The organism is Microbulbifer sp. MI-G, assembly GCF_030440425.1.
In the GTDB taxonomy this organism is placed as follows: domain Bacteria; phylum Pseudomonadota; class Gammaproteobacteria; order Pseudomonadales; family Cellvibrionaceae; genus Microbulbifer; species Microbulbifer spongiae.
The window spans coordinates 1,715,948-1,738,875 of the sequence record NZ_CP098023.1 but is presented as its reverse complement, the minus strand read 5'-3'; the positions used below and the strand labels follow the sequence as shown (position 1 = coordinate 1,738,875).

Annotated in this window: 19 protein-coding genes and 1 pseudogene; 9 read left to right on the top strand and 11 right to left on the bottom strand. The window is 49.1% G+C overall.

What is annotated here, in order from left to right; translation table 11 throughout:
* Positions 1 to 41 precede the first annotated feature (41 nt).
* From M8T91_RS07480 to M8T91_RS07465, 4 genes and pseudogenes are all read right to left on the bottom strand, one after another.
* Positions 42 to 633, bottom strand: a pseudogene (locus M8T91_RS07480) (IS30 family transposase); the annotation flags it as partial.
* 56 nt (positions 634 to 689) lie between these two features.
* On the bottom strand, positions 690 to 4,070 hold the full coding sequence (locus tag M8T91_RS07475; RefSeq protein WP_301418334.1) for a TonB-dependent receptor: 3,381 nt from the start codon (positions 4,068 to 4,070) through the stop codon (positions 690 to 692).
* A gap of 184 nt (positions 4,071 to 4,254) precedes the next feature.
* On the bottom strand, positions 4,255 to 5,301 hold the full coding sequence (locus tag M8T91_RS07470; RefSeq protein WP_301418332.1) for a FecR family protein: 1,047 nt from the start codon (positions 5,299 to 5,301) through the stop codon (positions 4,255 to 4,257).
* The gene (locus tag M8T91_RS07465) at positions 5,298 to 5,918 is read right to left on the bottom strand and encodes an RNA polymerase sigma factor (protein ID WP_301418330.1); all 621 of its coding nucleotides are present in this window, start codon (positions 5,916 to 5,918) and stop codon (positions 5,298 to 5,300) included. Before M8T91_RS07465 ends, M8T91_RS07470 begins: the two co-directional genes overlap by 4 nt.
* A 3,117-nt stretch (positions 5,919 to 9,035) precedes the next feature.
* Between M8T91_RS07465 and M8T91_RS07460 the strand changes: the two genes are divergently transcribed.
* From M8T91_RS07460 to M8T91_RS07435, 6 genes are all read left to right on the top strand, one after another.
* Positions 9,036 to 9,515, top strand: coding sequence for an RNA polymerase sigma factor (locus M8T91_RS07460; protein WP_301418328.1), 480 nt, complete (start codon positions 9,036 to 9,038; stop codon positions 9,513 to 9,515).
* Positions 9,512 to 9,802, top strand: coding sequence for a DUF4880 domain-containing protein (locus tag M8T91_RS07455; RefSeq protein ID WP_301418326.1), 291 nt, complete (start codon positions 9,512 to 9,514; stop codon positions 9,800 to 9,802). The genes M8T91_RS07460 and M8T91_RS07455 overlap by 4 nt, the downstream gene beginning before the upstream one ends.
* 666 nt (positions 9,803 to 10,468) lie before the next feature.
* Positions 10,469 to 10,984 (top strand): DoxX family protein, encoded by a 516-nt coding sequence (locus M8T91_RS07450; protein WP_301418324.1) that lies wholly within the window; start codon positions 10,469 to 10,471, stop codon positions 10,982 to 10,984.
* A 660-nt stretch (positions 10,985 to 11,644) separates the two neighbouring features.
* The gene (locus M8T91_RS07445) at positions 11,645 to 12,304 is read left to right on the top strand and encodes a lytic polysaccharide monooxygenase auxiliary activity family 9 protein (protein WP_301418322.1); all 660 of its coding nucleotides are present in this window, start codon (positions 11,645 to 11,647) and stop codon (positions 12,302 to 12,304) included.
* A gap of 578 nt (positions 12,305 to 12,882) precedes the next feature.
* Positions 12,883 to 13,170 (top strand): hypothetical protein, encoded by a 288-nt coding sequence (locus M8T91_RS07440; protein WP_301418320.1) that lies wholly within the window; start codon positions 12,883 to 12,885, stop codon positions 13,168 to 13,170.
* A 322-nt stretch (positions 13,171 to 13,492) separates the two neighbouring features.
* Entirely contained in the window at positions 13,493 to 13,978 is a 486-nt protein-coding gene (locus M8T91_RS07435; protein ID WP_301418318.1) for a hypothetical protein, read from the top strand.
* Positions 13,979 to 14,151: 173 nt separating this feature from the next.
* Here the strand turns inward: M8T91_RS07435 and M8T91_RS07430 are convergent, their stop codons facing one another.
* Both M8T91_RS07430 and M8T91_RS07425 read right to left on the bottom strand, forming a co-directional pair.
* Positions 14,152 to 15,405, bottom strand: a complete 1,254-nt coding sequence (locus M8T91_RS07430; protein WP_301418317.1) for a DsbA family protein — start codon at positions 15,403 to 15,405, stop codon at positions 14,152 to 14,154.
* Positions 15,406 to 15,443: 38 nt separating this feature from the next.
* Positions 15,444 to 15,635: a hypothetical protein gene (locus tag M8T91_RS07425; RefSeq protein WP_301418314.1), complete on the bottom strand. Its 192-nt coding sequence runs from the start codon at positions 15,633 to 15,635 to the stop codon at positions 15,444 to 15,446.
* A 927-nt stretch (positions 15,636 to 16,562) separates the two neighbouring features.
* On the opposite strand from M8T91_RS07425, the gene M8T91_RS07420 reads away from it, so the two are divergent.
* Together M8T91_RS07420 and M8T91_RS07415 are read left to right on the top strand one after the other, a co-directional pair.
* Entirely contained in the window at positions 16,563 to 17,201 is a 639-nt protein-coding gene (locus M8T91_RS07420) for a hypothetical protein (protein WP_301418312.1), read from the top strand.
* 431 nt (positions 17,202 to 17,632) lie between these two features.
* A complete protein-coding gene (locus M8T91_RS07415; protein WP_301418310.1) occupies positions 17,633 to 18,010 on the top strand; it encodes a SirB2 family protein in 378 nt (125 codons plus the stop codon).
* 290 nt (positions 18,011 to 18,300) lie between these two features.
* On the opposite strand, the gene rplS is transcribed toward M8T91_RS07415, so the two are convergent.
* From rplS to ffh, 5 genes are all read right to left on the bottom strand, one after another.
* On the bottom strand, positions 18,301 to 18,651 hold the full coding sequence (gene rplS / locus M8T91_RS07410) for a 50S ribosomal protein L19 (protein ID WP_301418308.1): 351 nt from the start codon (positions 18,649 to 18,651) through the stop codon (positions 18,301 to 18,303).
* A gap of 87 nt (positions 18,652 to 18,738) precedes the next feature.
* Complete coding sequence (trmD, locus tag M8T91_RS07405) at positions 18,739 to 19,494, bottom strand: tRNA (guanosine(37)-N1)-methyltransferase TrmD (RefSeq protein WP_301418306.1); 756 nt, start codon at positions 19,492 to 19,494, stop codon at positions 18,739 to 18,741.
* Positions 19,495 to 19,505: 11 nt separating this feature from the next.
* On the bottom strand, positions 19,506 to 20,045 hold the full coding sequence (gene rimM, locus M8T91_RS07400; RefSeq protein WP_301418304.1) for a ribosome maturation factor RimM: 540 nt from the start codon (positions 20,043 to 20,045) through the stop codon (positions 19,506 to 19,508).
* Between the two features lie 21 nt (positions 20,046 to 20,066).
* Positions 20,067 to 20,306, bottom strand: coding sequence for a 30S ribosomal protein S16 (rpsP, locus tag M8T91_RS07395; protein WP_301418302.1), 240 nt, complete (start codon positions 20,304 to 20,306; stop codon positions 20,067 to 20,069).
* A gap of 155 nt (positions 20,307 to 20,461) precedes the next feature.
* Positions 20,462 to 21,874 carry a signal recognition particle protein gene (ffh, locus tag M8T91_RS07390; protein ID WP_301418300.1) on the bottom strand — a complete coding sequence of 471 codons (1,413 nt, stop codon included), beginning with the start codon at positions 21,872 to 21,874 and terminating at the stop codon, positions 20,462 to 20,464.
* A 193-nt stretch (positions 21,875 to 22,067) separates the two neighbouring features.
* On the opposite strand from ffh, the gene M8T91_RS07385 reads away from it, so the two are divergent.
* A complete protein-coding gene (locus tag M8T91_RS07385) occupies positions 22,068 to 22,868 on the top strand; it encodes a cytochrome C assembly family protein (protein WP_301418298.1) in 801 nt (266 codons plus the stop codon).
* The last annotated feature ends 60 nt before the right edge of the window (positions 22,869 to 22,928 follow it).

Sequence of the window (22,928 nt, the reverse complement as noted above, 5' to 3'; positions counted from 1 at the left end):
CACAGTTTCAAGCAATAACTGCAATTTTATTACGCGACAAGCTAATCTGCTCTCTGACCTATAAATAGTTCGTTTGGTGATCGACAGTCCCTCGTCTTTCTCGGACGGCTGTTAAGTCGGACAATCACCGCTTGCACCTCTTCATTCGTGACTTCACTGAAGTCGGTGCTTTTGAGAAAATACTGTAGAATAAAACCGTTACTGTTTTCGTTGATCCCTCGTCAAGAAAGCACTTTTGCAACCCTTACCCATCACGGTATCGCCTTCCCAATCATCGATTCGGCAACAACTACTAACCATCTCTGAACGATCATCGATATCCACCCGGTTTTTGATCTGTCCACGTCGGTCATAATGGCCATACCGTTTGCGGTAGGGTTTGGAGAGCACTCGCAAATGCTTGTAAAGATCGCCGTCTTCAGCCTTATCGGAGTAAACAATTTGATAAATCGTCTCATGGTGCAACGACACCTGCTTGTGCCTCAACAGGTAGTCTGCTACTTGTTGAGGACTCAGTTCCTGGTGAAGCAGCTTTTCTATCCAGCTTCTCACCTCATCGGTCACTTTGATTGCTTTGTGAGCCGTAGTTCTGCGATTATTACTGAAGCGCTGCGCCTGGGCAGGTTGAATACCAGGATTCATGTACCGCTGACACTTCTGGGGCAATATACCCCAGAAGCTTCCGCCATTTAAAACCCCTTATAAAGGCTCAGGCCAACAATACGCGGCTCCAATGTAAATACATTTGCAGTCAACCCTGTATCATCACTATTGACAAAAAAGTCTGTAATTGGGGCATCATCAAACAGATTTTTCACATACAGTTGTACTTGTAGGTCTGAATGAAGATTGGTAGCTGTAGCAGATATGTTTACATTGCTCCAAGCCTTAAGGCGGTCAAACTCGGTATTGTAAACACGGCCATAGCTTTCAGATTGATAATAATAATCAGCTCTTAGTTTTAAATCCCAGTCATGAACTGGAATAATATGTTCAACTCCAAAGTTCGCTGTAAAACTTGGTGCATTGGGTAATTCATTACCTTCAAGATCAGCATAAAAACCCCTGCCGCCGTTTGGCGCGTCTGTTAAAGGATTATATTCTATTCCATAAATTTGACCCCAGGGGATACCGCCGCTACCGTCAAAACTGCCGAATTGTTTTGATCCGCCGCAAAGCATACGCACTGCAAGCGAGCCAGAATCAAATTCTGGTGGAAGAGAAGCGCCAAATTGTAAAATCTTTTCTACATGTTCAACAGGTGCAATACAGTTGGAGGGGACTTGAATCCAGGGTCTTATTACCATCCAATCTTCATTACCTTGTGTACGGTTCATTACATCGATAGATTTCGCACCTTCACCAATACGCGTTTTTAGATAACCTAAATTTACATCAAACCGCGTATTCTCGGTAAATTGCCAAAGACCTTCAACTTCAAAGCCCCATGTTTCCGCGTCGAAATTTTCATTTAATGAAATACGGTCAACAATTTGCGATACTTGATAGTCTTTGTAATCGTAATAAAAGGCTGTAGTGTTTAATTGCATAGTGCTACCAAGCAAACTATTTTTTGTTCCAAATTCTATAGCGTTAACATATTCAGGCTTAAATTTACTTTCTAGTGACTGAAATTGTACTTTTACCGGATCAATATCCATGCGCGGTGGGTTTGTGCCACCGCCTTTGTAACCATGTGCTAAAGAAATATAAAAAAGCGTTTCATCAGTAAATGGAGTTTCGCCTTTCCAATCAAGCACGGCGCGACCTGTGAAGGCTTTCCATTCTTGCTTCACATCCGGTAAAGGTTCAAAGCCTCTACTAATTTTTCCGCCTGTAGATTGTCCAGAATCTTCTATTTCTCCTTCTTCATTATGCCAAGCACCTAATAATAGCTGCGTGGGTATTGGAGTGGACGTTTTTGTATCAATGGTATAACGTAAACCGGTTGTTAGTTTCACGTCGTCTGTAAAATTCCAATAGGCTTCACCAAATATTGCCTTTGATTCTATATTTACCACATTGCGGCTTAAAAAATAATTATGGCCTTCGTCATTTATATTTTCTAGTGAATTTGGATCTACGTAAACGCATTCCCTAGCCCCATTTTTTTCTAGGTCAGTGCAATTTACGGTTGTTAAGCCAGGATCTCTTGAGCCTTCTAAATCGTTATACAGGTATTGCGCCATATATGTAAATAAATTATTAAAAACATAATAATCATCTTGCGTTTCAAAATCTAGGTAATTAGCGCCTATAGAAAAGTTGAATCTGCCATCAAAGCTAGATTGCAGCCTGATTTCTTGGCTAAATTGCTCATTGTCTGATTTGCTAATATCTACAGCTAACATTCGATCAGAGGGCCCTAGCTGGGGGTCCGTAAAAACACCCCCTGGAGTTGGCCCGGAATGAGGGATAGGCTTAACTATACTGCCGTCTCCAAGATCAGTATAAAACAGGCCTTCTGAATCATTAAATAACGGTTGTGATACGTACCGGTTATAATCCTGAGTGCTGTAATAATCGTCTTTAGCGTAGGTAGTTTGGGAATAGAATGTAAGGCTGTCGTTTAAACCCCATTCAAAATTAAATTGAAAAAGATCGTTTTCAGCTTGAAACTTAGGGTCATAACTTGTGGCAATTTCTCGTAAATTTTTAGATTGTTTTACGTCGGCGAATATATCACCTGTTGTTAATTTATTAATAGAATTGTTGTCTGCGTCATCTCCAAGTCTACCTCCTAAGCCCAATAGAGCTGATACAAAACCAAAACTTTTAGCGTTCGGCGTGCCGTAAGCGTTATCACTATAAAGAGATTCAGCTTTACACCCTTGGCTAAAAGAAGATCTATACCCGATTATATCGTTCCCTTCTTCGGGTACAGCAGTTTCCCCAACCATATTGGGTCCGTTATCGCGCGTACAAAGCTGCTTACCTGTGCGCGAGCGCATATCATCTTCTTCAAAGTGCTGCCAGATAAAATTAGCGTTGAAATTATCACTAGGTTGCCAATCCAATATCAGCCGTGTTGACAATAAATCCCGATCATTTACATCATTACCAGTAAATGTATTTTTGTCGAATCCATTACGCTTTGTCATGACCCCTGAAGCGCGAATAGCAAAAGTTTCACCTAGTGGAATATTAATCATTCCGCTGGTGCGCCTTGAATTAAAATTTCCCACCTCTGCCTTTATATCTGCTGAAAACTCATTCTGTGGCATGACAGGCAGCATATTGACAACACCTGCTGTAGCATTGCGGCCGTACAATGTGCCCTGTGGTCCTCGCAGCACCTCCACGCGCTGCACATCAAAGAATTCCTGTTCAAATAGTCTGTTACGAATCAGAGGGGCATTGTTAAAGCTGACTGCCACTGCCGGATCTGAATTGGCGGAAACCGCTTTTGTACCCACACCCCGAATAGAAAAATTGTAGGTGCTAAAATTATTTTTGGAAAAATTTACATTGGGCACTGCGCGTAACAACTCTTCGCCGCGCTCAATCTTCAAGTCTGCCATGCTGTCGCCAGACAGAGCGGTAACAGCAATGGGCACATCCTGAATACTCTCTTCTATTTTCTGTGCGGTAACAGTCACTTCCTCAATGCCCTTACTGTTTACCTCATCATCGCTCTGAGCAGTGGCGGAGGTGGCACTTATCGCCAGGCAGGCCAGTGCTGCGCTGCACCACAGCGGAGCGGTATGATTGATTGCCTGCGCCTGACGAATTGCTTGTGCGATCACCTTTCTCTGCGGTGTACAAAAATCTAATGTCATGAAATTCACCCCTCCTCGGGCGCTATCAGTACTGATACTGAGCTGCCCGTCTCCCTCCACCTTTGCGCTTAAACCCGTTCCCGACAATAAAGCTTGAACAGCTTCCTCAATCGAGTAGGTGCCAACCAAACAGTTCGTGGTTTTTTCCTGAACGATATCGAAAGGAAAAATAAGTGTTAGATCAGCCTGCTCTGCAAAGGCAATGAGCGACAGGTCCGCTCTTTGTTGAAGAATAACGAAAGGAATTTTTTCATGTGGCTGTGCCGCTTTTACAGGCAATACAGAAGACACTGGCATCAGCAGAAAGAGGACAACACACCAAAATCTTACCAACTTATTATTCTCATTCGCGAGCTTCAAACCCGCGCACTGAGTAGACGACCTAGAAATTTTTTTCCACCATGCTTTCAGAAGTGTTTTCAGAATTAGTATTTTTTCTGTGCATCCCGCACGGCTTAGGATTATCAGGTTGAGGCTATTGGGCGCTTAGCAAGACCTTGCTTTCCCCAATCCGTTGGTAGGAAATATCGAAGTTTTTTCTCAGGGTCAGTAATAATCCTTTGACATCGCCGGCTTTAAACAATCCAGCAATGCGCACTTTTTTCAGGTTTTCATCGAGAATTACAAATTCAACTTGCGTATAGCGGCTGATTTCGGCAACTGCGTTCTCCAGGGGCTCCCCCCGGAAAACCAGATTACCTTCCCGCCACGACAATTTAACTTGTATTTCTTTCGGGTTTATTTTTTCAATCGCTTCTTCCTCTCCCCCAAGAACCAGTTGCTCACCTTTTGAAACTGCCACTGAGGAAGGTGGCAAAATTTCTGGCACCAACTCGGCCGTATTTTTTTCCGGTGCCTTGTGCACAGCAACCAGAACCTTGCCATCGGTGACCACCAGCTCGATCTGCTGATCGCTGTTAATTTCCACATTGAACGCCGTTCCCACGGCCTGTATCACTTTATCTCCGGCAATAACACTGAGCGGGCGAGATTTATCGTGGGCCACTTTAACGTGAATCTCGCCGCGTTCAAGCACTAGCAATCGATAGTAGTCAGTGTAGTTAACTTTTACCTGGCTGTTGGTATTGAGCACCAGTTGGCTGCCGTCGGGTAAATTAACCGAGGAGTGTTCTCCGATTGCCGTTTCGTACATCCGATCGACGACAGCGTCCAACGTCTGCTGCCGCTCACCCAACCTTTCGGAAAGTGTAGTGCCCACCCAGGTACACAGGCCTGCAAACACCATCAGTATGGACGCCGCCACAGCCATGTAGGGCCGGGGAGCACTACGTTCGGGCTTTGGAGAGCTGGGAAACAGTTCGGAAAGCCGTGACAGGGCGTCCATTTTATCCCAGATTTCAGCCATCTTAAAAAGTATCTGGCGATTTTGGCCACTGCTCGCCAGCCATTGATGCAGGGCTTGTATTTCCTTCGCGTTCAAGCCCTTGTCCAGCTTGGCAATCCATTGGCTGGCCTGGTCGTAGCACTGTTGCTGTGTTTTCAGTTTGTAGATATTACTCATGTGCGCCCCCCTTGCCCGGATACAGAGGGCGAGGTTGAGGCTTGTGGCGGTTGTTTAGTGCGGCCATTGTTATTTGGTTCAAGGCTAACATTTGCAGTCTCAAGGCTGCTTCGCTGCATCATAAAATAGGTACACCGCTTAATACCGGTGGCAACGTGCTTTTCCACGGTGCTTTCACTTACATTTAGCGCCTTGGCTATTTCGCGCTGGGAGTAACCATAGACTTTCTTGAGAACAAATACCCTGCGGCACCGTACGGGCAATTGGCGAACGGCTTCGCAAAAATGCGCGAATTCTTCATCCACCGCGACCCGGTCATAGGTTTCATCGGAAAAATATTCCGCTTGGCTATACGCAGGTTCCAGGTCTTCATCGGCGCTCACCGTCATCCGTGTTTCTGACCGCTTAAGGTAGTCCAGGGCTAGGTTTTGGGCCGTTTTTAGCAAGAAGGAGCGCGGGTACAATATCTCGCTCTTCTGCTTAACCTGGCAGACCCTGACATAAGTCTCCTGAACGATATCCTCGATCTCTTTCGGTGGTACAATGCGCGATACCGCCCGAGCCAGGGTCGCCCGGAGCGCGATATATATGCCGCTTATCGTATCTTTTTCTGACATCTCTCCCCCACCGTAACTATTCAGCACCTTAGCAAGTTGCTCAACTTTTGCTCGAAAAATGCGATTTTCGGTATCTAACCTTTGCAATTTTTAGCTGAAAGTTAATCAAATCGTTTATTATTTGAGCTCTTAAACTCTGTACTGATATCGCTACCCCCAGCCTCGATAGTCGTCGAACCTCCTCCATTGAATGTCCAGACGATTGGGGAGGGGTTTTCCACTATAGGGGGGTGATTTCTTGTGCGCTTTTGGAAAGCACCCTGCCCTCTCTCTGAACCGGCTCGAATTGCTGCAACCCGCCAGCCCGCTTTTCTTCTGGGAAAGCATAGCTGCTCAGGTGGAACAGCAGAGAATGCGCAAAGGCAGAGTGTATCGTGACTATCTACGCACAAAAAAGCACAGCAGCCATTGAATCACCTAGGGTTCCTTGGAAGCGCACTTTCTTGAAAGAATGAGCCAATGAGCAAACGACCTGGATACTCACCCAGAAGTATGGCAATGCGCAGTTCGCGAGGAGTTGGCCAGCGAGCACGTGCAGCGATCACATCTATCGTCTCCAGGGTCGGTTGTGCACCTGAAACTCGACGAACATGGATCAACAAGATGGAAGTCGACACGGCACCAGGCCCGGCACCACCCTCTGCAGACCAGCCAAGAGCCGCGCTGCGCGCTCAACATGACGATAAGCCTAAATCCGTAATCCTCGAGCCTACGAAGAAAGCCATCGAGACTATGGTGCTCGCAAGGTCCGGAAGCGATTCAGCCGTGAGGACGTAAAGATTGCCTGCCGTACCGTTGAACGCTGATTAGTTGCAGCCGGAAGGCGTTCGAAGAGGCAAATGCTGCATTACGATTATTCCAGATATCGCAGCTAAGTCTGGCTTGGTTTATACCGCATTCGTTGTCGACGTATCCCCCTACGCTGTTGGCTGGTGCGTGTCATAGAGCCTTCTGCCTGATGCTCTGGAGCGGGCAGTGTGGGCACGAGGCAAGCCCCGCGGCGTTACCTATCATAGCGAATGCGGCAGCCTGTACCTGTCGATACGATGCCCTGAGCGGCCTATTGAGACGGGTTTACAGACCTTAGCCACAGCGTCGGGACTCCCAAGGCACAACTGGCAGAAACCATCAACGGTGTATTCAAGGCGGAGATCATCCACGGGACAGGCTCCTGGAAAGGGTAGGATACGGTTGCACCCGCAATCTTGACCTGAAACGACCGGTTTAACTATCGCCGCACTCTCATACCAATTGATGATAGACCTCCAGCCAAATATGAAAACCGGTATTAACAATAAGTCGAGTCTGCCCAAGCGGCATGACTCAAATCATATTGCCTTCGGCAAACAAAAGGGGGATTCAAGGTAGCACATTCATGGCTTATCATCAGAAACTAGCTGCACTTCAAACACACTGTGACTTCGGCTGAATGACAATGACTTCCCACTGGCAGAGGATGCTGAGTGGACTTGACAGTGTGATTCATTTAACCGTGTTAATATCAGACACTGTCATTTGCTGAAAAGCTGGAAATTCAGGCAAGTGTAATATTGATGACTACAAGCTTCCAGGCACTGTCCGGGTACTAGAGGAAAAGTGCCGGGTTCATTTTATCAAACAGCAACTCCTGGCAGGACCAAGCTCATAGCAGGCCATAGGATTTAAGCGAAGCAAAGGCGGCACCCCCTATCGGCTGCTTACCTCTCTTAACGTGTTGCCGGATCAAATTGTCAATAACGGTATCAATGTGCTCTCTATTACTGCTGAGAAAATTATATTGGGTACCATGTACAACAGTTCCTCCCCCTGGCCTTTTACCTCCCGTGCTATTGTCATACAAGGCAGTTTACAGCTCAGGGCGTTTTAAGAATGCCAGGCACTCTCTTATGCACAATGGCAGTAGGGCATGGCACAAATTGCCAGTCAAGCCACCGCCGTGCTACAGCATGAATGCATTGCTCAGCTTGTCCAATCGCCCGAGCAGTCAATTGTTTTCATGATGTGAAACCAACATCCATAACTCCTTGCATTCCAGTATTTTTTTTGTTGCCAGTCTCATCATCCAAGCACGCCTGTCTCACTCGCTGGCAAGTCTGGGTTACCGGATTAAAAAGCCAATACTCGGGCCAGTGATCGGGTGAATGCGACACAGCGGCGGTATCATTTTTCTGCAGCTAGCGCCGCTGTCAAATGCAAAGAAAAACAGTAAAACCAAACAGTCATTGACAAACAGGATAAAGACCTACTGGTCATTACAAATTTATCTGCATAACTGGTTAAAAGCATCCGCAAGAATACCTTTCTTAACGGAAAAAACTGCAAGTATTTTTCATGCAGAAGAAATAATTTTGGCACTTATTTCATCATAGTGGTAGTGACAATCGTTTATTAAATTCTCAATTGAGGTTATTCTGGCACCGACATCTTGAGAGGAGTCACTGATAAAATCACAATTGAGATGCAGAGCACATAGCAATTGCTGAGTTACCCGCACCCCTCTCTTGACTTTTGAATGCTGCATAGGCTAGGCCGTAAATAGCAGCCACGCAAGGAAGTTATAATAATTTGGATTTATCATCAAAATGGAAAAAGGAAGCATTTTTCTCCCATTTTTATCTGCACCCAATCAGATTGTGCGATTGGCTGCGGGAAATCTAGCATACAAGATAAAAATCCGGAAAAGACTTCAAAGACGGTGCTTCGAAAAATATATTGACTGACTTGAAAACCGATAATTTTACATTGTCGCCACCCAATTATATTGCATTCAATTTTTGAAATACTGCTCGCCAATAAACTGTATACAAGAGCGGCCCGCAACCGTGACCCGGAAAAAGATTATTGAAAATCAATCAAAATCGCAAGGCAACACATTTATTTATTGCCTGGCAAGCAGATCTTAGGAGCTATATTCAAGCACCGGTTAACCTTAACCCTCAGTAAAAAAGGAATTACCTTGTCCAACATCTGCAACCGATTTCCAGAAAGAAAAAGCCACCAGGTTATCTCCATGTTCAGAGACCAGACTTTCACTATGTCTGACACGCTCATGTTAACTCGATTCACTAAGCCGGTTTTTATATGATAACATACTGCGAAAGAGTTATTTCCACATGGATGGATGAGTACGGCTCAGGCCTGCGGCGCTATTTCGCACCACGGGTCAACAATGCCGATATTGACGATCTGGTACAGGAGGTTTTCTTCCAGCTCCACCTGCAGGTGAGGCAACAGGACACAGAGATCCACAACCCACAAAGCTATATCTTCACCGTTGCCAGAAATCTGTTGATCAGCCGTAGCCGGCACCAGAAATCGAGATCCCGTACATTTCAAGATGCTCTTGAATACGAGTTAGAGATTCCCGACGTTATTTCTCCCGAGCGCACCGTTATCGGCATGCAGGAGTACCGTCGCGTCGTAAAGGCGATTATCGGTCTGCCGCCACGGGCACGTGCCGCTTTCCAGTTTCACCGATTTGAGGATATGACATATCAGGATATTGCCGAACAGATGAATATTTCCAAGGAATCGGTAAAGGAGCTTATTCACCGCGCACTTGTGCGGATAAGACAGGTTATGGAGGACGAAACATGAAACTGAAAACCCATTCTAATTACAAAACACTGCGTGCGGCTGCCATCTATTGGTTTAATGAACAACAGGCAGGCGATATGCACGAACAGGCGCGGTGCTGGTTTACCCAATGGCTTAACCAGACGCAGGAAAACCGTTTGGCTTACCGACAAATGGAATGTGACTGGGCATTTTTCAACGCAGTTGCCGAAGATGCGGCTATCCTGGCGGCAAGGCAGGAGGATCGCAATACTTTCCTGGCCAAGGGGGTGCGCTGCATAGCCCTGTTAGCCGCCACAACCAGCTAGGCCCTGCTCTCTGTTGGTCTGGCAGGCGGATAAGCACAGTGTGCCCTCAACACCACTGAATAAGCTCACCCAATAATTTCCTGACCTTGACTTTGGCACCGTTAAGTGCGCTGCAGCCCTTGCCGGTAATGGTGTATACGCGCCCCGGGCTGCATTCGCCACTTTCACGACTGGAAATCAGGTAGCCTTTTCCAGCCTGTGCAGCATCGGCTAGAGGGTGTCGGCCCTAATATCGTAGCCATACCGCTGTAACCCTCCCATGATATCAAGCCCAAATACAGACCCTAGTAATTCGCCCCGTTTCACCAGGCGGCAACGCTATCTGCGGGGAACCAGCCAAGGTGGGCGTTGGGAGAGCGCTTTGAATCCATCTGCGAAGTATTGTGGGCAATAGCTTAGCCCTCGCCAGTTAGCAATGGAGCAAAATGCGCACCACCAAACAAAATGGTTATCTGAAACGTCCGCCACGCACAGCCTATGCGGATGCTATATTACTCGACAACACTTGGTAAACCGTGGCGCGAGACTTTCAGCCAAAGGGGCCAGCCTGGGCGGTGATTAACAGGAAGAAAGTCGCCTGTATGGCTTGCCATATGCGAAATCTGCCTTTTTCATGAACAACCAGCCAGCTTTCAAGCTGCACACACCAGTGCGGAAGGAGACACAGTGAAATCTGTTTTTTTCGGTGGGCATGAGGCAAAGGCTTGCGCCAGTGCGACCATCTTTATTCGACTGGCAGTGGGCCTGGCGGTGTTCTTTCCGGAGGGGCTGCAAAAACTGCTGTTCGCCGATATTCTCGGGGCTGGGCGCTTTGCCGGAATCGGTATCCCCCTGCCAGGCTTTTTCGGCCCTTTTGTGGGTGTGGTTGAATGCCTGTGCGGCTTGATGATCATATTCGGCGTTGCCACGCGTTTGGCGACAATCCCGCTGATTATCACCATGTGCGTTGCACTGCTTTCCACCAAGTTGCCTATTTTACTGGGACACGATTGGTGGATCTTTCGTGTGTCCGAACTGGGTCGCTATGGTTTTTGGAGTGCTCAGCACGAAGCGAGGGCAGATATGGTGATGCTGCTAAGTCTCATATTTCTCTTGATTGCCGGTGCCGGACGCTGGTCCGTCGATCACTGGCTGTGGAACCGCCAAAAAACACACCAGGGAACTTCTTCAACCCACTGTTAACCACATATCCATTGCAGGGTGGGTGTCAAACTGTATATCTTTTCCTTATCAGCGCTACCTGTCGATAGCGGCCTTTCAAAGTACAGACTCCCCACTTGATTACCGGGAGCATTCCAACTGCCTGTCAGGCAGCACCTTAGTTACACAGATTTTATTGATAGCTATGTTCAGCCTGCTGCGTAGCTGCGTAGCTGCGTAGCTGCGTAGCTGCGTAGCTGCGTAGCTGCGTAGCTGCGCAATGATTGTTCGGTAGCTGGGTGATTTTCCGTTTCACCAATGGCAACGTGATGATGCATACAATAGCTGCGTAAGCTAACGTGGACCTTCCTGAACTGTGCATCAATAGCAATTCTGAAGAAAAAACCGTGCCAGCACAGGTTGCGCAATGCAGATCACAGTCAACACCTTCGTCTCAGAATAAGCTCTTTCGAGAATATCAGCGCTTTCTTTCACTATTTTTTTAACAAAACAACCTGTCTTTTCAGCCCATGTCGTTGCCGTACAAGACAATGGTGCGCAGTCGTAGCTGTGTTGCTGACGTTCGTGGATCGGCAAATGAAAACGATGCGCATTTGAGTCAACCGTCAAGGCAGATCGAAAGCTGTCATTCAAGGGCTTCCGACTCACAGAGATATCCAAGCATTCAACGGAGAGGGGTTTATGAAAAAATATACACTATCGTTTTTGTTCACAGCATCGCTGCCAGTGCTTATGGCTTTAGTACCTGCCAAGACCATGGCCCATGAGTCCATAATCATCCCGGAGAGCCGGGTATACAACTGCTACCCGAATAATCCGGAAAACCCCAGGGATCCTGCCTGCGTCGCCGCCAAAGCGGTGAGAGGTTCACAGCCATTTTACGATTGGAACGGTATCAATCATCCAGCTGCTAACGGGAACCATCGCGCCGTTGTCCCCGACGGTACCTTATGCGCCGGCGGTCAGACAAAGTTTGCGGGTCTGGATCTGCCCCGCAATGACTGGGAAGCAACCCCGATCGTACCCAAGGCTGATGGAACTTTTGATTTCGAGTTTAAAGGCACTGCGCCACATGCCACGCGGGACTGGGTTTTCTATGTCACCCGGCAAGGTTATGTGCCTTCAGCGCCTTTAGAATGGAGCGACCTGTTTGAATTTTGCCGTTTGGGCAATGTGCCCCTGAGCACTGATAGTCGCTATATTCTCAATACCACTATGCACCCGGTACCGGCGCCTACTGGCAGGATGCCTGGATTCAGCTTTAACCCACCACACAGCACCCAGAGTGAGGCAGGCGAACCAGCCTGCCTGCCTTGCCATTTCCACCTCCCCATGGAGTGATCCACACCCGGAATGCAAAACGGCTCTGCTTTCCAGAACCCATAAGTCAAAACTAGTCGTACCCGACACCGGGTATCCCTCTCCCCAACCCATTTATCCAGGAGAGTAACAAGGATGTGCCCACGGCTTTCCCTAATGGCAATAATGCTATCAACAGGCATAAAGCACTCAATGCTTCTTGAGTCAATATCCAGGGAACCATTTTCTGGAATGATAACAAGCCCCCCTTTAAATGCCACACACAGCGAGCAAAGGTTTTGACCAATGCGTCAATTAGCAAACCCCGTTAGCCAGCGCTATTGGCAATTGTGCATTTGGCAAAGACCAGGGTAATTAAAATTAACAATTGGCATGAAATAATTAATATAATAGAAATCCAAGATATAAGAGGAACTGGCCGGGTAAATGGCGGTCTCTTGTCACTCATGGAACATCAAACAGGAGAATAGTCGCCAGGATGGTCTCTCTTGTACAGACCCTCTGCCCTGAAAGCAGGGAAGTATGTCAAGTAGCGCCATTGAGGGCACCCTATACCCGGGAACAACAATGCAGATCCCGCGCAGTAGTGAGGACCCATTTTGAAAGCTTCGAGTGCAATCCGCAATTTCGTAGAACACCCCCTAACCAATTTATTCGTTGGCCTCCTGCTCTTTGGCAGCGGCTTTGTTGAGGCCTATGAGAGCTTGCATAGTGACCTTAAAACCATGAACTTCGGCGCCCACCACGGATTGATGCTCTTTGGCACATTAAACGTACTTGCAAGTATCCCGGATATTATAGAGGGGATTGGCTCCGGAGCCAGTTACATTGAGCATCGAGCCAAGCGGCATCAACCATCCGATAAAGACAATCAGGAAACTGTGTAACAGGACCCCCCGCCCTGCTGGGCGGGCTTCTCATTTTTCATAGATAGACCGGCAGTGTCTGGATTTACGCTTACTTCCATCCACTAAAACGCACATTCCCTCCGCCTTCAGTTACACTATACTCGGCCACTTAACCTTGACCACCAGATCAATATCCAAATTTTAAATGACATAGTACATTCGACAAAGCTTAACCCAGAGAGCGATAATTTCGGGTAAGGGACATGCAGGCATTGATGTATGCTGGAGCTGACAGCCAATCTGCTGTCGCAATTTGTCCTCCTTTTCGACAGGTTGCAGCGTCTCCATCAATGGAATCCAAATGACATCAGATCGTCTTAACTGGTTTTTTACGATTGCTGCCAACATCGGCGTTATTCTCGGGCTGGGTTTTTTGATACTTGAAATCCGCCAGAGCACCCTTGCGACACAAGCAATACTGAATCTTAATCTGGTCACTTACGGGCGTGAAAATGCTGAACTGCTGGCCTCTAATGATGAGCTGGCCGATATCGTCTTTCGCGGGGAGCAGGACCCAACTTCCCTCTCTCCGCTGGAACTGGAAAGGTTCCTTATCTTCACGACTTGGCGGATGACGGCGTGGGAGACAGCATTTTTGAATTATGATACCGGGGTTGTGGCCGATCGTTATTGGATAAGCTTCAACACCTGGTATTCAAGACTAGTAAAGAGCAAGCCTGGGTACCTGTATTGGTGGCTGGCATCTCGCCATGGTTTTGACCTCTATTTTCGCGAACACGTGGATCAGGTACTCGGACTAGAATCGGATAGCACTACCAGGCAATAGCAGTTTGGAATTTGCAATAGTCATAATCCGGGCTCTGTGCACTCGGATTCTGTATAGCCCCGCAGATGAGTTTTGTTCGAAAACCACCGTGAGCTATCTGCACCTGGGTCTAATCAAGGGAAAGATTTCGACTTTTAGCGCTAGTAAAATATCCACAACTTAAGCATGGGCAATTACTGTTCCCGGCTTAGATGTTGATCAATCATCCATAACCTGTCCTGACCCCAAACAACCAGAGAGTCTATCATCATAGCTGGCACACCCCAGAGCCCATACTCGTAGATCTCCTGACGATTCATCTCTGCAAACTCACGCCATTTTTCACTCATTAATGCATTTTCACAGCTTGGCCAGTCGAGAGCTAATTCCCGACACAGTGACCGCAGGTTTTTCAGGTTGGAGATATCAATTGCTTTTGACCAGCTTGCACTCGTCATGGCGAGCACATATTCGCGCTCCTTACCCATATTTTTGGCAACGTAAAAAAGCGCCAGGGCGTTTTCTACACCTTTACCCAGGGGGTCGGAAATATAGCCGAAGGGAATGTTATGGCGGTTAGCCTCACGCTTGGCATCTAACAAAATATATAAACGTTTGGAGGCAGGAACTGATAATCCTCTCATCACCATAGGCAATACGGGTTTAAGATCCAGTTCACATTGGTAGTGATCTGCAAGGGCAAACAACCTTGTTAACAAGATATATGAATAAGGACTGCGAAAGGAAAAATAACAGCTTAGGACTTTGCCTTTTCCAGAATCAGCTGCTCCCGTACATTTATTCTGATCAGGGCTCGGAAATAACAGTTCCCCATCGGTTAATCGTCGTTCGAGGTAATGAAGTCTATCGAGCCCCCAGTATTTTTCACCGGCATACTCAATCATAGCTGTCAGGTAGTGGCCACGCTTTGGCATAACAATGTTATTGCTAGCAAGCTGTTGTTGCAATACCGAGATGTTTGTACTTTGTATAGTGGGAATAGCGGTATGTGTTACCCACAGGGATTGAAAAATAGCGGCAATGGCTTTCCATGGTTGAGAGCCTTGTGCCGCCTCACACAATACCAGACTCGCCTTCTCGGAGAAGCTGCTACGCTTTACCGGCGGCTCTATATTATAGGCGAGTGCCAGGCGCTGGCAGTCTTCTATGGCATATTCAGCCAGCAATTGACGCTCTGGATAACAGTTGTCCTCGAGCTGAGTAACAATGATCGGATGTAAAGTAAGAGCGTATTTCTCACAAAACTCGTGAAGTACCTGGCTCAACAAATAGGAATACGGGTCATCGGCACGCAGATAACAATAACCGTGGCCCTGCCTGCGACGCCTTAGTAATTTTTTTTCTGCCCGCCGATTACTCCTTACTCTTCTTTTGTCACTGGTATACCAGCGGGCAAACAGGGAGACTAAGCGTTTTTTTACAGTCAATACTTGGCCCTAACGTAGCTTACAATCACTTTGACTCGTTAACCATGGCTGGTGTATTTTCCCTTAATGGTTTCAATGCGCTGAATCACTATCGGCTTATCCCTCTCGAAGGATTTCCAAGCACTATAAAAACCAATTCCTCTGGCGAACCTGCCCACGCATGCCCGATGCAGAAAAGCAAGGGTTTTGCTACCAAAATCCTTTTTGCCATATCCAGGCAGATCAATCAATAGCAATCCATATAGAGTTTTGGACTAGATTCAAAACTTTTATGGATCGCACACTTGTGTTATCAAGCTTTGCCTCTGCATCCACTAGCAACACTATAGTGCCGGCCAGTTTCAGCCAATCTCCTAACTAGCCTGATACCTCTGGCACGAGCATTCAGAAAGAGATAGCGCCATACCCTCTAATACTACCCTGATTACACTCTGAACTACCGGTGGAAAACAGCCTTATAACAGATTAAATTTCACTATCTGCAGATTTTAAGAGACCATTGGGATAATGTAAATCGTGCAGGCGCCGAACAGACAATACAAATGGCGATAACGAGGCTATTTGAGACCATTCAGGCTCTGCCTGGCTGCCTTCACCTCTCTTGCATTCGTTCCCCCCTGCGCCCATCGTCCCTCTCCCCCCCACTGATGACCATAGCGAGTGTTGCCACCAGGATCAGGGCCCATCCATTCAACACCTGGTACAGGCTTGAAGAAGCACAATTCGGTATATTTAAATGGTGCTTTTTCTTTCTTATCGGGTACAGTTTGGCTATTACATCGGGAATCTGGCATTACCCACCCCGTTCGATTGTAATCAGTTCTACAAAGGGATATAAAGGTGATCAAATAGAAGGCAGATGCCATTATATTGCCCTCGGCCACGGGTGTGGCCGCCACAGATACTGCTGAAAGACCCCGGGTAACCTCTTCAAGGATCCATACGGGCCCGCGCAACCCAGCAGAGCAGGATAGAGCGGCAAACGGTGAGCCAGCACGGTTTTTTATTTCCTGTGCAGAAATGCTTCGATCCCAGGCATGCAAACAAGAAGTGTACCCTGAAGAGTGCTAGCCGTGTTTTGCGGTCTTTTACGGCAAGACTTCGCACTTACTCGTCCTTTGCCAAACCGGGCTGGCAGATTTCTCAGCAGGGTATATGTGATTGAAGTGGAAAACTGTTTATCGGATTTAACATGGAGGGTTCAGCTTATGCCAACTGGAAGACAACTGCTCAATCAACTGGAAGTAGATGCACCCGTTTTTGGCGTTGCCTATTCAATCATTAATTGGTCGGGCCTTGCCAAAGGCATCTCTATTTCTCCATCGGGCATTACCAAACTTTTAGGAAAACTGGCGGAAGATGGTCACGCAACCACTTTTATGATTGAAAATGGCAACATTACCATGACAGGAATGAGTGATGAAGGCTGGGTCTTTTATGGGGGACCACTTGGCAGAACCAACTGGGCCAGAAACACTTTGAATGCAAATACGGACGTCTATTATACAAAATGCACTGCAGAGGATGTGATAAAATACAAACAAATACAAGATGAGCTGGAAAGTGCCGACAACACCCAGTACCACGAAGTCTGGCCCAATATCCCCGGCAGAACACGATACGAGAATTGCATAAGTTCCAGCCATATGATTGTACACAAAATGGGCTTCGGCACGGCTCTGGCCACGAAAGGGGTATGGATACCCTCAATCAGTAACTGGGCTACCTGGACGGCCACAAAGATGTCTGCCTGGAAGCACAAGCGGTTTACCCATGTGAATACACACATGCCCTAAGCCCCTGCACGCGGGGGGGATTTTCATCATAGACACCCAATACCCGGCAAACAGACAGATTGCCGGGCCGATTGAGCACTGACACTTGTTACCTTAGTCCCAAGCCAAAAAGTCCCCTACAAATGGGACTGCACTTTCAAGAGCAGCCCCGACAGGCCCTGAAGCCCCGCTCGGCATTTTTGTGTGAAAACCAAGCAGATATGCACCAATTCGCTTTTCTCTCCCAGGTTTTCTCCAGCAATATTTTCTCAGCATATTTACACAATATCCCTTTACAGGGGTTCAGAAAAGAAAACTGCCACGAACACTGTTGCCTTGACCAGAGGGGAGTCCGTAAGATAGAGCGTCGGCTGTACATTGGCTTTCCTGCCCAAAGCCTCCTGCCTGGCAATCCAGCAATCCTATTTTTGCAAATGAAAGATAACCCCTCAATGCTCAACTATACACTGGTAAAACAGGTTCATGTCACTACTGCAGTGATTAGTCTCTTTCTATTTCTTCTGCGAGCAGGGTTGGATTTCAGCAAAAAAACCCACTGGCGACATACACCATTACGCTTGGTGCCCCATGTCAACGATACTTTATTACTGTCGGCAGCCATTGCCCTGGCAATTCTCGGTAATTGGAATCCGGCTCTGTACCACTGGCTTGCAGTGAAATTGGTATTGGTTTTAGGCTATATCGCTGCGGGCTTCCTGGCTCTGCACCAAACGCTGTCATGGCGTACCCGTATTGCGGCCGCTCTACTGGCACTCGTGCAAATAGCATTCATCTTCTACCTGGCAATCATTAAACCAGTGCTTTGGTAGGTTTTCTCAATGGAATACGCTTGGCAATCGAACAGAAATCCAGGGGCTTCTGATTGCCCGCCCGGGAAATACTGGCGCAGCAAAACGCAAGAGTGTGCATGCCAGTGGCCCCCATCAGTTGCTCTCTGCACATATCGGGCTATTGGAATTCGAGAGGGTGTCATTCTGCGCATTACCGCAACAGGATAGACAGAGTATGTCACTGGAAAGGGCTTAACCAGACGGCTTCACATGACGGGAATACAGCCGGAGCGAGACACCCCGGCTCACTATTGTGTTGTCAAAAGTGCTTAATTGAGCTTTTCTTTAATCCGCGCTGCCTTACCAGTCAGACTACGCAGGTAATACAGTTTGGCTTGGCGCACATCACCACGGCGCTTTACCTTGATACTGTCGACCAGTGGACTGTGGGTCTGGAAAGTACGCTCTACTCCAACACCATGGGAAATTTTACGCACAGTGAAGGAGGAGTTGAGGCCGCGATTACGCTTACCGATTACCACTCCTTCAAACGCCTGCAGGCGCTCGCGATTACCTTCTTTTACTTTTACCTGAACAATTACAGTATCGCCGGGTGCGAAGGAAGGTACCTCGCTCTTTAGCTGTTCTTGCTCCAATTGCTGGATAAGTTTGTTGGTCATTTGGATTGCTCCCAAACAGAGTTTGTGTAGCTTCTCAGCTAGTTTACCGAATTACTTGCGCCTCCCGGCGAATCCGGCATCAAGTTTTCAGGAATTTCGCTCCCGCCGGATTTCTGCCAGCAATTGCTCCTGTTCTTCACTCAGCTCCAATCCCTCCAGAAGATCGGGTCGGCGTTGTTGCGTGCGCGCCAGAGCCTGCTTGAGACGCCAGCGGCGAATTTTTTCATGGTTGCCCGAAAGTAACACTTCGGGGACCATTTTCCCACGGTACTCCTCAGGCCGGGTATAGTGGGGACAATCCAGCAAGCCTGCGGAAAAAGAATCTTCAGTCACCGATTGATTGTGCCCGAGAGCTCCAGGTATCAGACGGATGATTGCATCCATCATGACCATAGCAGCCAACTCACCACCACTGAGGACATAGTCACCAATAGACCATTCCTCGTCGATCGAGGACTCTATGATACGCTCATCCACCCCTTCATAGCGCCCTGCCAGCAATACCAGATTTCCGGCAACCGAAAACGCTTCGATGTTACGCTGGCCCAGTTGCTGCCCCTGCGGAGACAGATAGATACTCCTTACAGGCTCACCCTCCGCTCCGGCCCAGGCACGTGCAGCCTCCAGGGCCTGGTAAAGGGGTTCCGCCAACATCACCATTCCCGGACCACCGCCATAGGGCCGGTCATCCACGCTACAGTGCCTGTCACTGGTGAACTCGCGGGGATTCCAGCAACGCACCTCCAGCAGGCCCGATTTCACAGCCCGCCCGCTGACACCATAATCAGTCAGTGCGGCAAACATTTCCGGAAAAATGCTTACAAGAGCGATTTTCTTCAACATCGCTCCAACCCTTAGAAAGCGGGGTCCCAATCGACAGTAATCACACCGGCCTGCAGATCTATCTCGAGAACAAACTGGCCCGGCAGATAGGGGATCAAACGCTCGCGCCTGTCCGCACCACCACGCACCACCAAGACATCATTGGCACCTGTTTGCATCATATGCGCGACATTACCAAAATCATACACCTCACCCTGAAAGTGGCTGACTACCCGCAACCCTTCAAGCTGGTGCCAGTAGTACTCACCCGGTTCAAGTACGGGCATTAAATCACGCACAACCGCTATGTCGCACTGGCAAAACTGTGTCGCCTCATCGCGACTGTCTATCCCTTTGATATGTACGACCAGGCCCTTACCGTGGTGCCTGCCAGCATCTATTTGACAGGTCTCCCAGCCTTTTGGCCCCCGCAACCTCCAATTGGGGAACTGCAGGATATTGTCCATCGGTTCTGTATAGGAGTGTACCTTTACCCAACCGCGCACGCCATAAGCGGTGGTTATGCGCCCAACAGTGACCAGGTCAGTGAAATTATTCCCCTTCTCTGTCACAAGCGCACCAACAGGGGCAAATCAGGCGGCTTCTTTCAGCAGCTTGCTGACACGGTCAGAAACCTGGGCACCTCGGCCCAGCCAGAAGTCCACGCGCTCACGGTCAATACGCAGACGCTCTTCCTGGCCACGGGCAACCGGGTTGAAGAAGCCAACACGCTCTATAAAGCGGCCGTCGCGAGCGTTGCGGCTATCGGTAACAGTCAGGTGATAAAACGGGCGCTTTTTAGCACCGCCACGAGCCAAGCGAATGGTTACCATGTAACTTTCCTGTAGGTTCAATACTGGATGGCCGCACGCTTCGGCCACCGAAATAACTTTGCCGGCAGCACACCCGGCTGAAAGGCGGCGTATTCTAATGCAGCCCCGGGGATTTGTATAGCGCTGTATCTAATCGCGCCCAGCGTCCCGAGGCGCTACTTTTTCTTGAATCCAGGCGGCAAGCCACCGGGCATACCGCCCATACCGCCAGGCAGGCCCCCACCCATACCGGGCAAGCCGCTCATGCCGCGCATCATTTTACCCATGCCACCACCCTTGAGCTTCTTCATCATCTTGCCCATCTGCTTGTGCTGCTTGAGCAGGCGGTTCAGGTCCTGCAGATGGGTTCCGGATCCGGCAACGATTCGGCGCTTGCGGGAACCATTGAGGAGTTCTGGATTGCGGCGTTCAGCCGGGGTCATGGAGGAGATGAGCGCATCCATACGCCTGAACTCTTTACCCATATCCGCCTGTTGAGCGGCCTGGGCCAAGCCGCCCATACCTGGCATCTTTTCCAGCAGGGAGCCAAAGCCACCCATATTTTGCATCTGCTGCAGCTGGTCGCGCAGGTCTTCTAAGTCGAAGCCTTTACCCTTCTGCACCTTCTTGACCAGCTTTTCAGCCTTGCCCTTATCAATCTTCTGTTCCGCCTCTTCGATTAGAGACAGGATATCCCCCATGCCGAGAATGCGGGAGGCAATGCGATCCGGGTGGAAGGTCTCCAGCGCATCGGTCTTTTCCCCGACACCGATAAATTTAATGGGCTTACCGGTCACCTGGCGTACAGACAGCGCGGCGCCGCCACGGGCATCACCATCGGCCTTGGTCAGGATGACACCGGTGAGCGATAGGGCCTTATCAAAGGCACTGGCGGTATTCACAGCATCCTGACCGATCATGGCATCGATCACAAACAGCGTTTCAGCTGGGCTCAGCGTGTCGTGCAATTCGCGGATTTCATCCATCAGCTGGGCATCAATATGCAGGCGTCCCGCCGTATCCACAATCAATACATCGGCAAACTGTTTACGCGCGGCTTCAACCGCCCCTTTGGCAATATTCAGAGGTTTTTGCTCCGGGGTAGACGGATGGTACTGAGCTCCCACCTCACTCGCGAGGGTTTCCAATTGTTTGATGGCCGCCGGGCGATAAACATCGGCGCTGACCACCATCACTTTCTTCTTCTCGCGCTCCTGCAGGAACCTGGCCAGCTTGGCAACACTGGTGGTCTTACCGGCCCCTTGCAGGCCGGCCATAAGAATAATTGCTGGGGGCTGGACAGCCAGGTTGAGAGGTTCTGCAGCCGCACCCATGACCTTTACCAACTCATCCTGAACAATCTTGACGAACTGTTGACCCGGGTTCAGGGCCTTGCTCACTTTCTGTCCCACCGCTGCGGTGCGCACCTGCTGCACAAAGGCCTTGACGACTGGCAGGGCGACATCTGCTTCGAGTAGTGCTTTTCGCACTTCTCGCAGGGTATCGCGGATATTGTCATCGGTCAGGCGGGCCTTGCCGGTGACTTTCTTTAGAGCCGCTGATAAGCGGTCACTCAGGTTATCGAACATAAATTCGCCTCGATTTCTCCGGCTGCGGACTGAACCCCGGTGCGCAGGGCCGCGGAACCATTCACAACACCCTGGCTGAGGCGCGGCAGTATAGCCTAGGTACCTGCGCAGCCGAAATAACACCAGACCTTTCCTGTTCAAGCGGGCTGTGACACACTCCCTGTCAGTTGCACTAATGATACGGATCAAATCAATGGCGGCTTACGCCCACTGGACAGCCATCGCCCTCTACCTTGCCACTACCGCTGTTGCGGCGACAGCCCTTGCCCGCAAGCGTCAACCAGACAACAGGCTGCTTCTGACACTACTTGCCGCAGCGCTGACTGCCCATGGGATCTCCCTGGTGCATACCCTGTTTTCCCCCCTGGGCTACCGCTTCGACCTGCTGGCGATGCTGTCACTGGTTACCTGGGTGGTTAACCTGCTGCTGTTAGTGCTTGCTGCGAGGCGCCCCCTGACCTTGCTAATTTTGATTTTTGCCCCGATAGGGGCAATCACGGAGTTCGCCGCCTCACATACCTGGGGCACAGCCACGCTTCACGGTCAGCTATCCGCGGGTATCGCCGTCCATGCACTGCTCTCCATTTCCGCTTACTCCCTGCTAACCCTGGCGACACTGCAGGCAATCTCTCTCTACTATATGAACCAACAGCTGCACAAACACCGGCCGGTGGGAGCTGCCCGCCTACTACCCCCTTTGCAGAGCATGGAGTCACTGCTCTTCGGCCTGATTACTTTTGGCCAGTTACTCTTGACCGCCTCTCTGGTGACGGGCTTTGTCTTTGTAGGCAACCTGTTCGAACAGGGACCCATGCACAAAACTGTCCTCTCCATTGTCGCCTGGATACTCTATAGTATTCTGCTCTGGGGACACTGGCAGCGGGGCTGGCGCGGCAATACCGCTGTACGCTGGACTCTGAGTGCCTTCGCCGCCCTGATGCTGGCCTACTTTGGCAGCAAGCTGGTTTTGGAGGTGATTCTCCAGCGCGGGTAGCGGGAGGCAAGAAAAAGGACTGGAATACTTGCAGAGGTCGGCATTCTGCTCCAATATTTC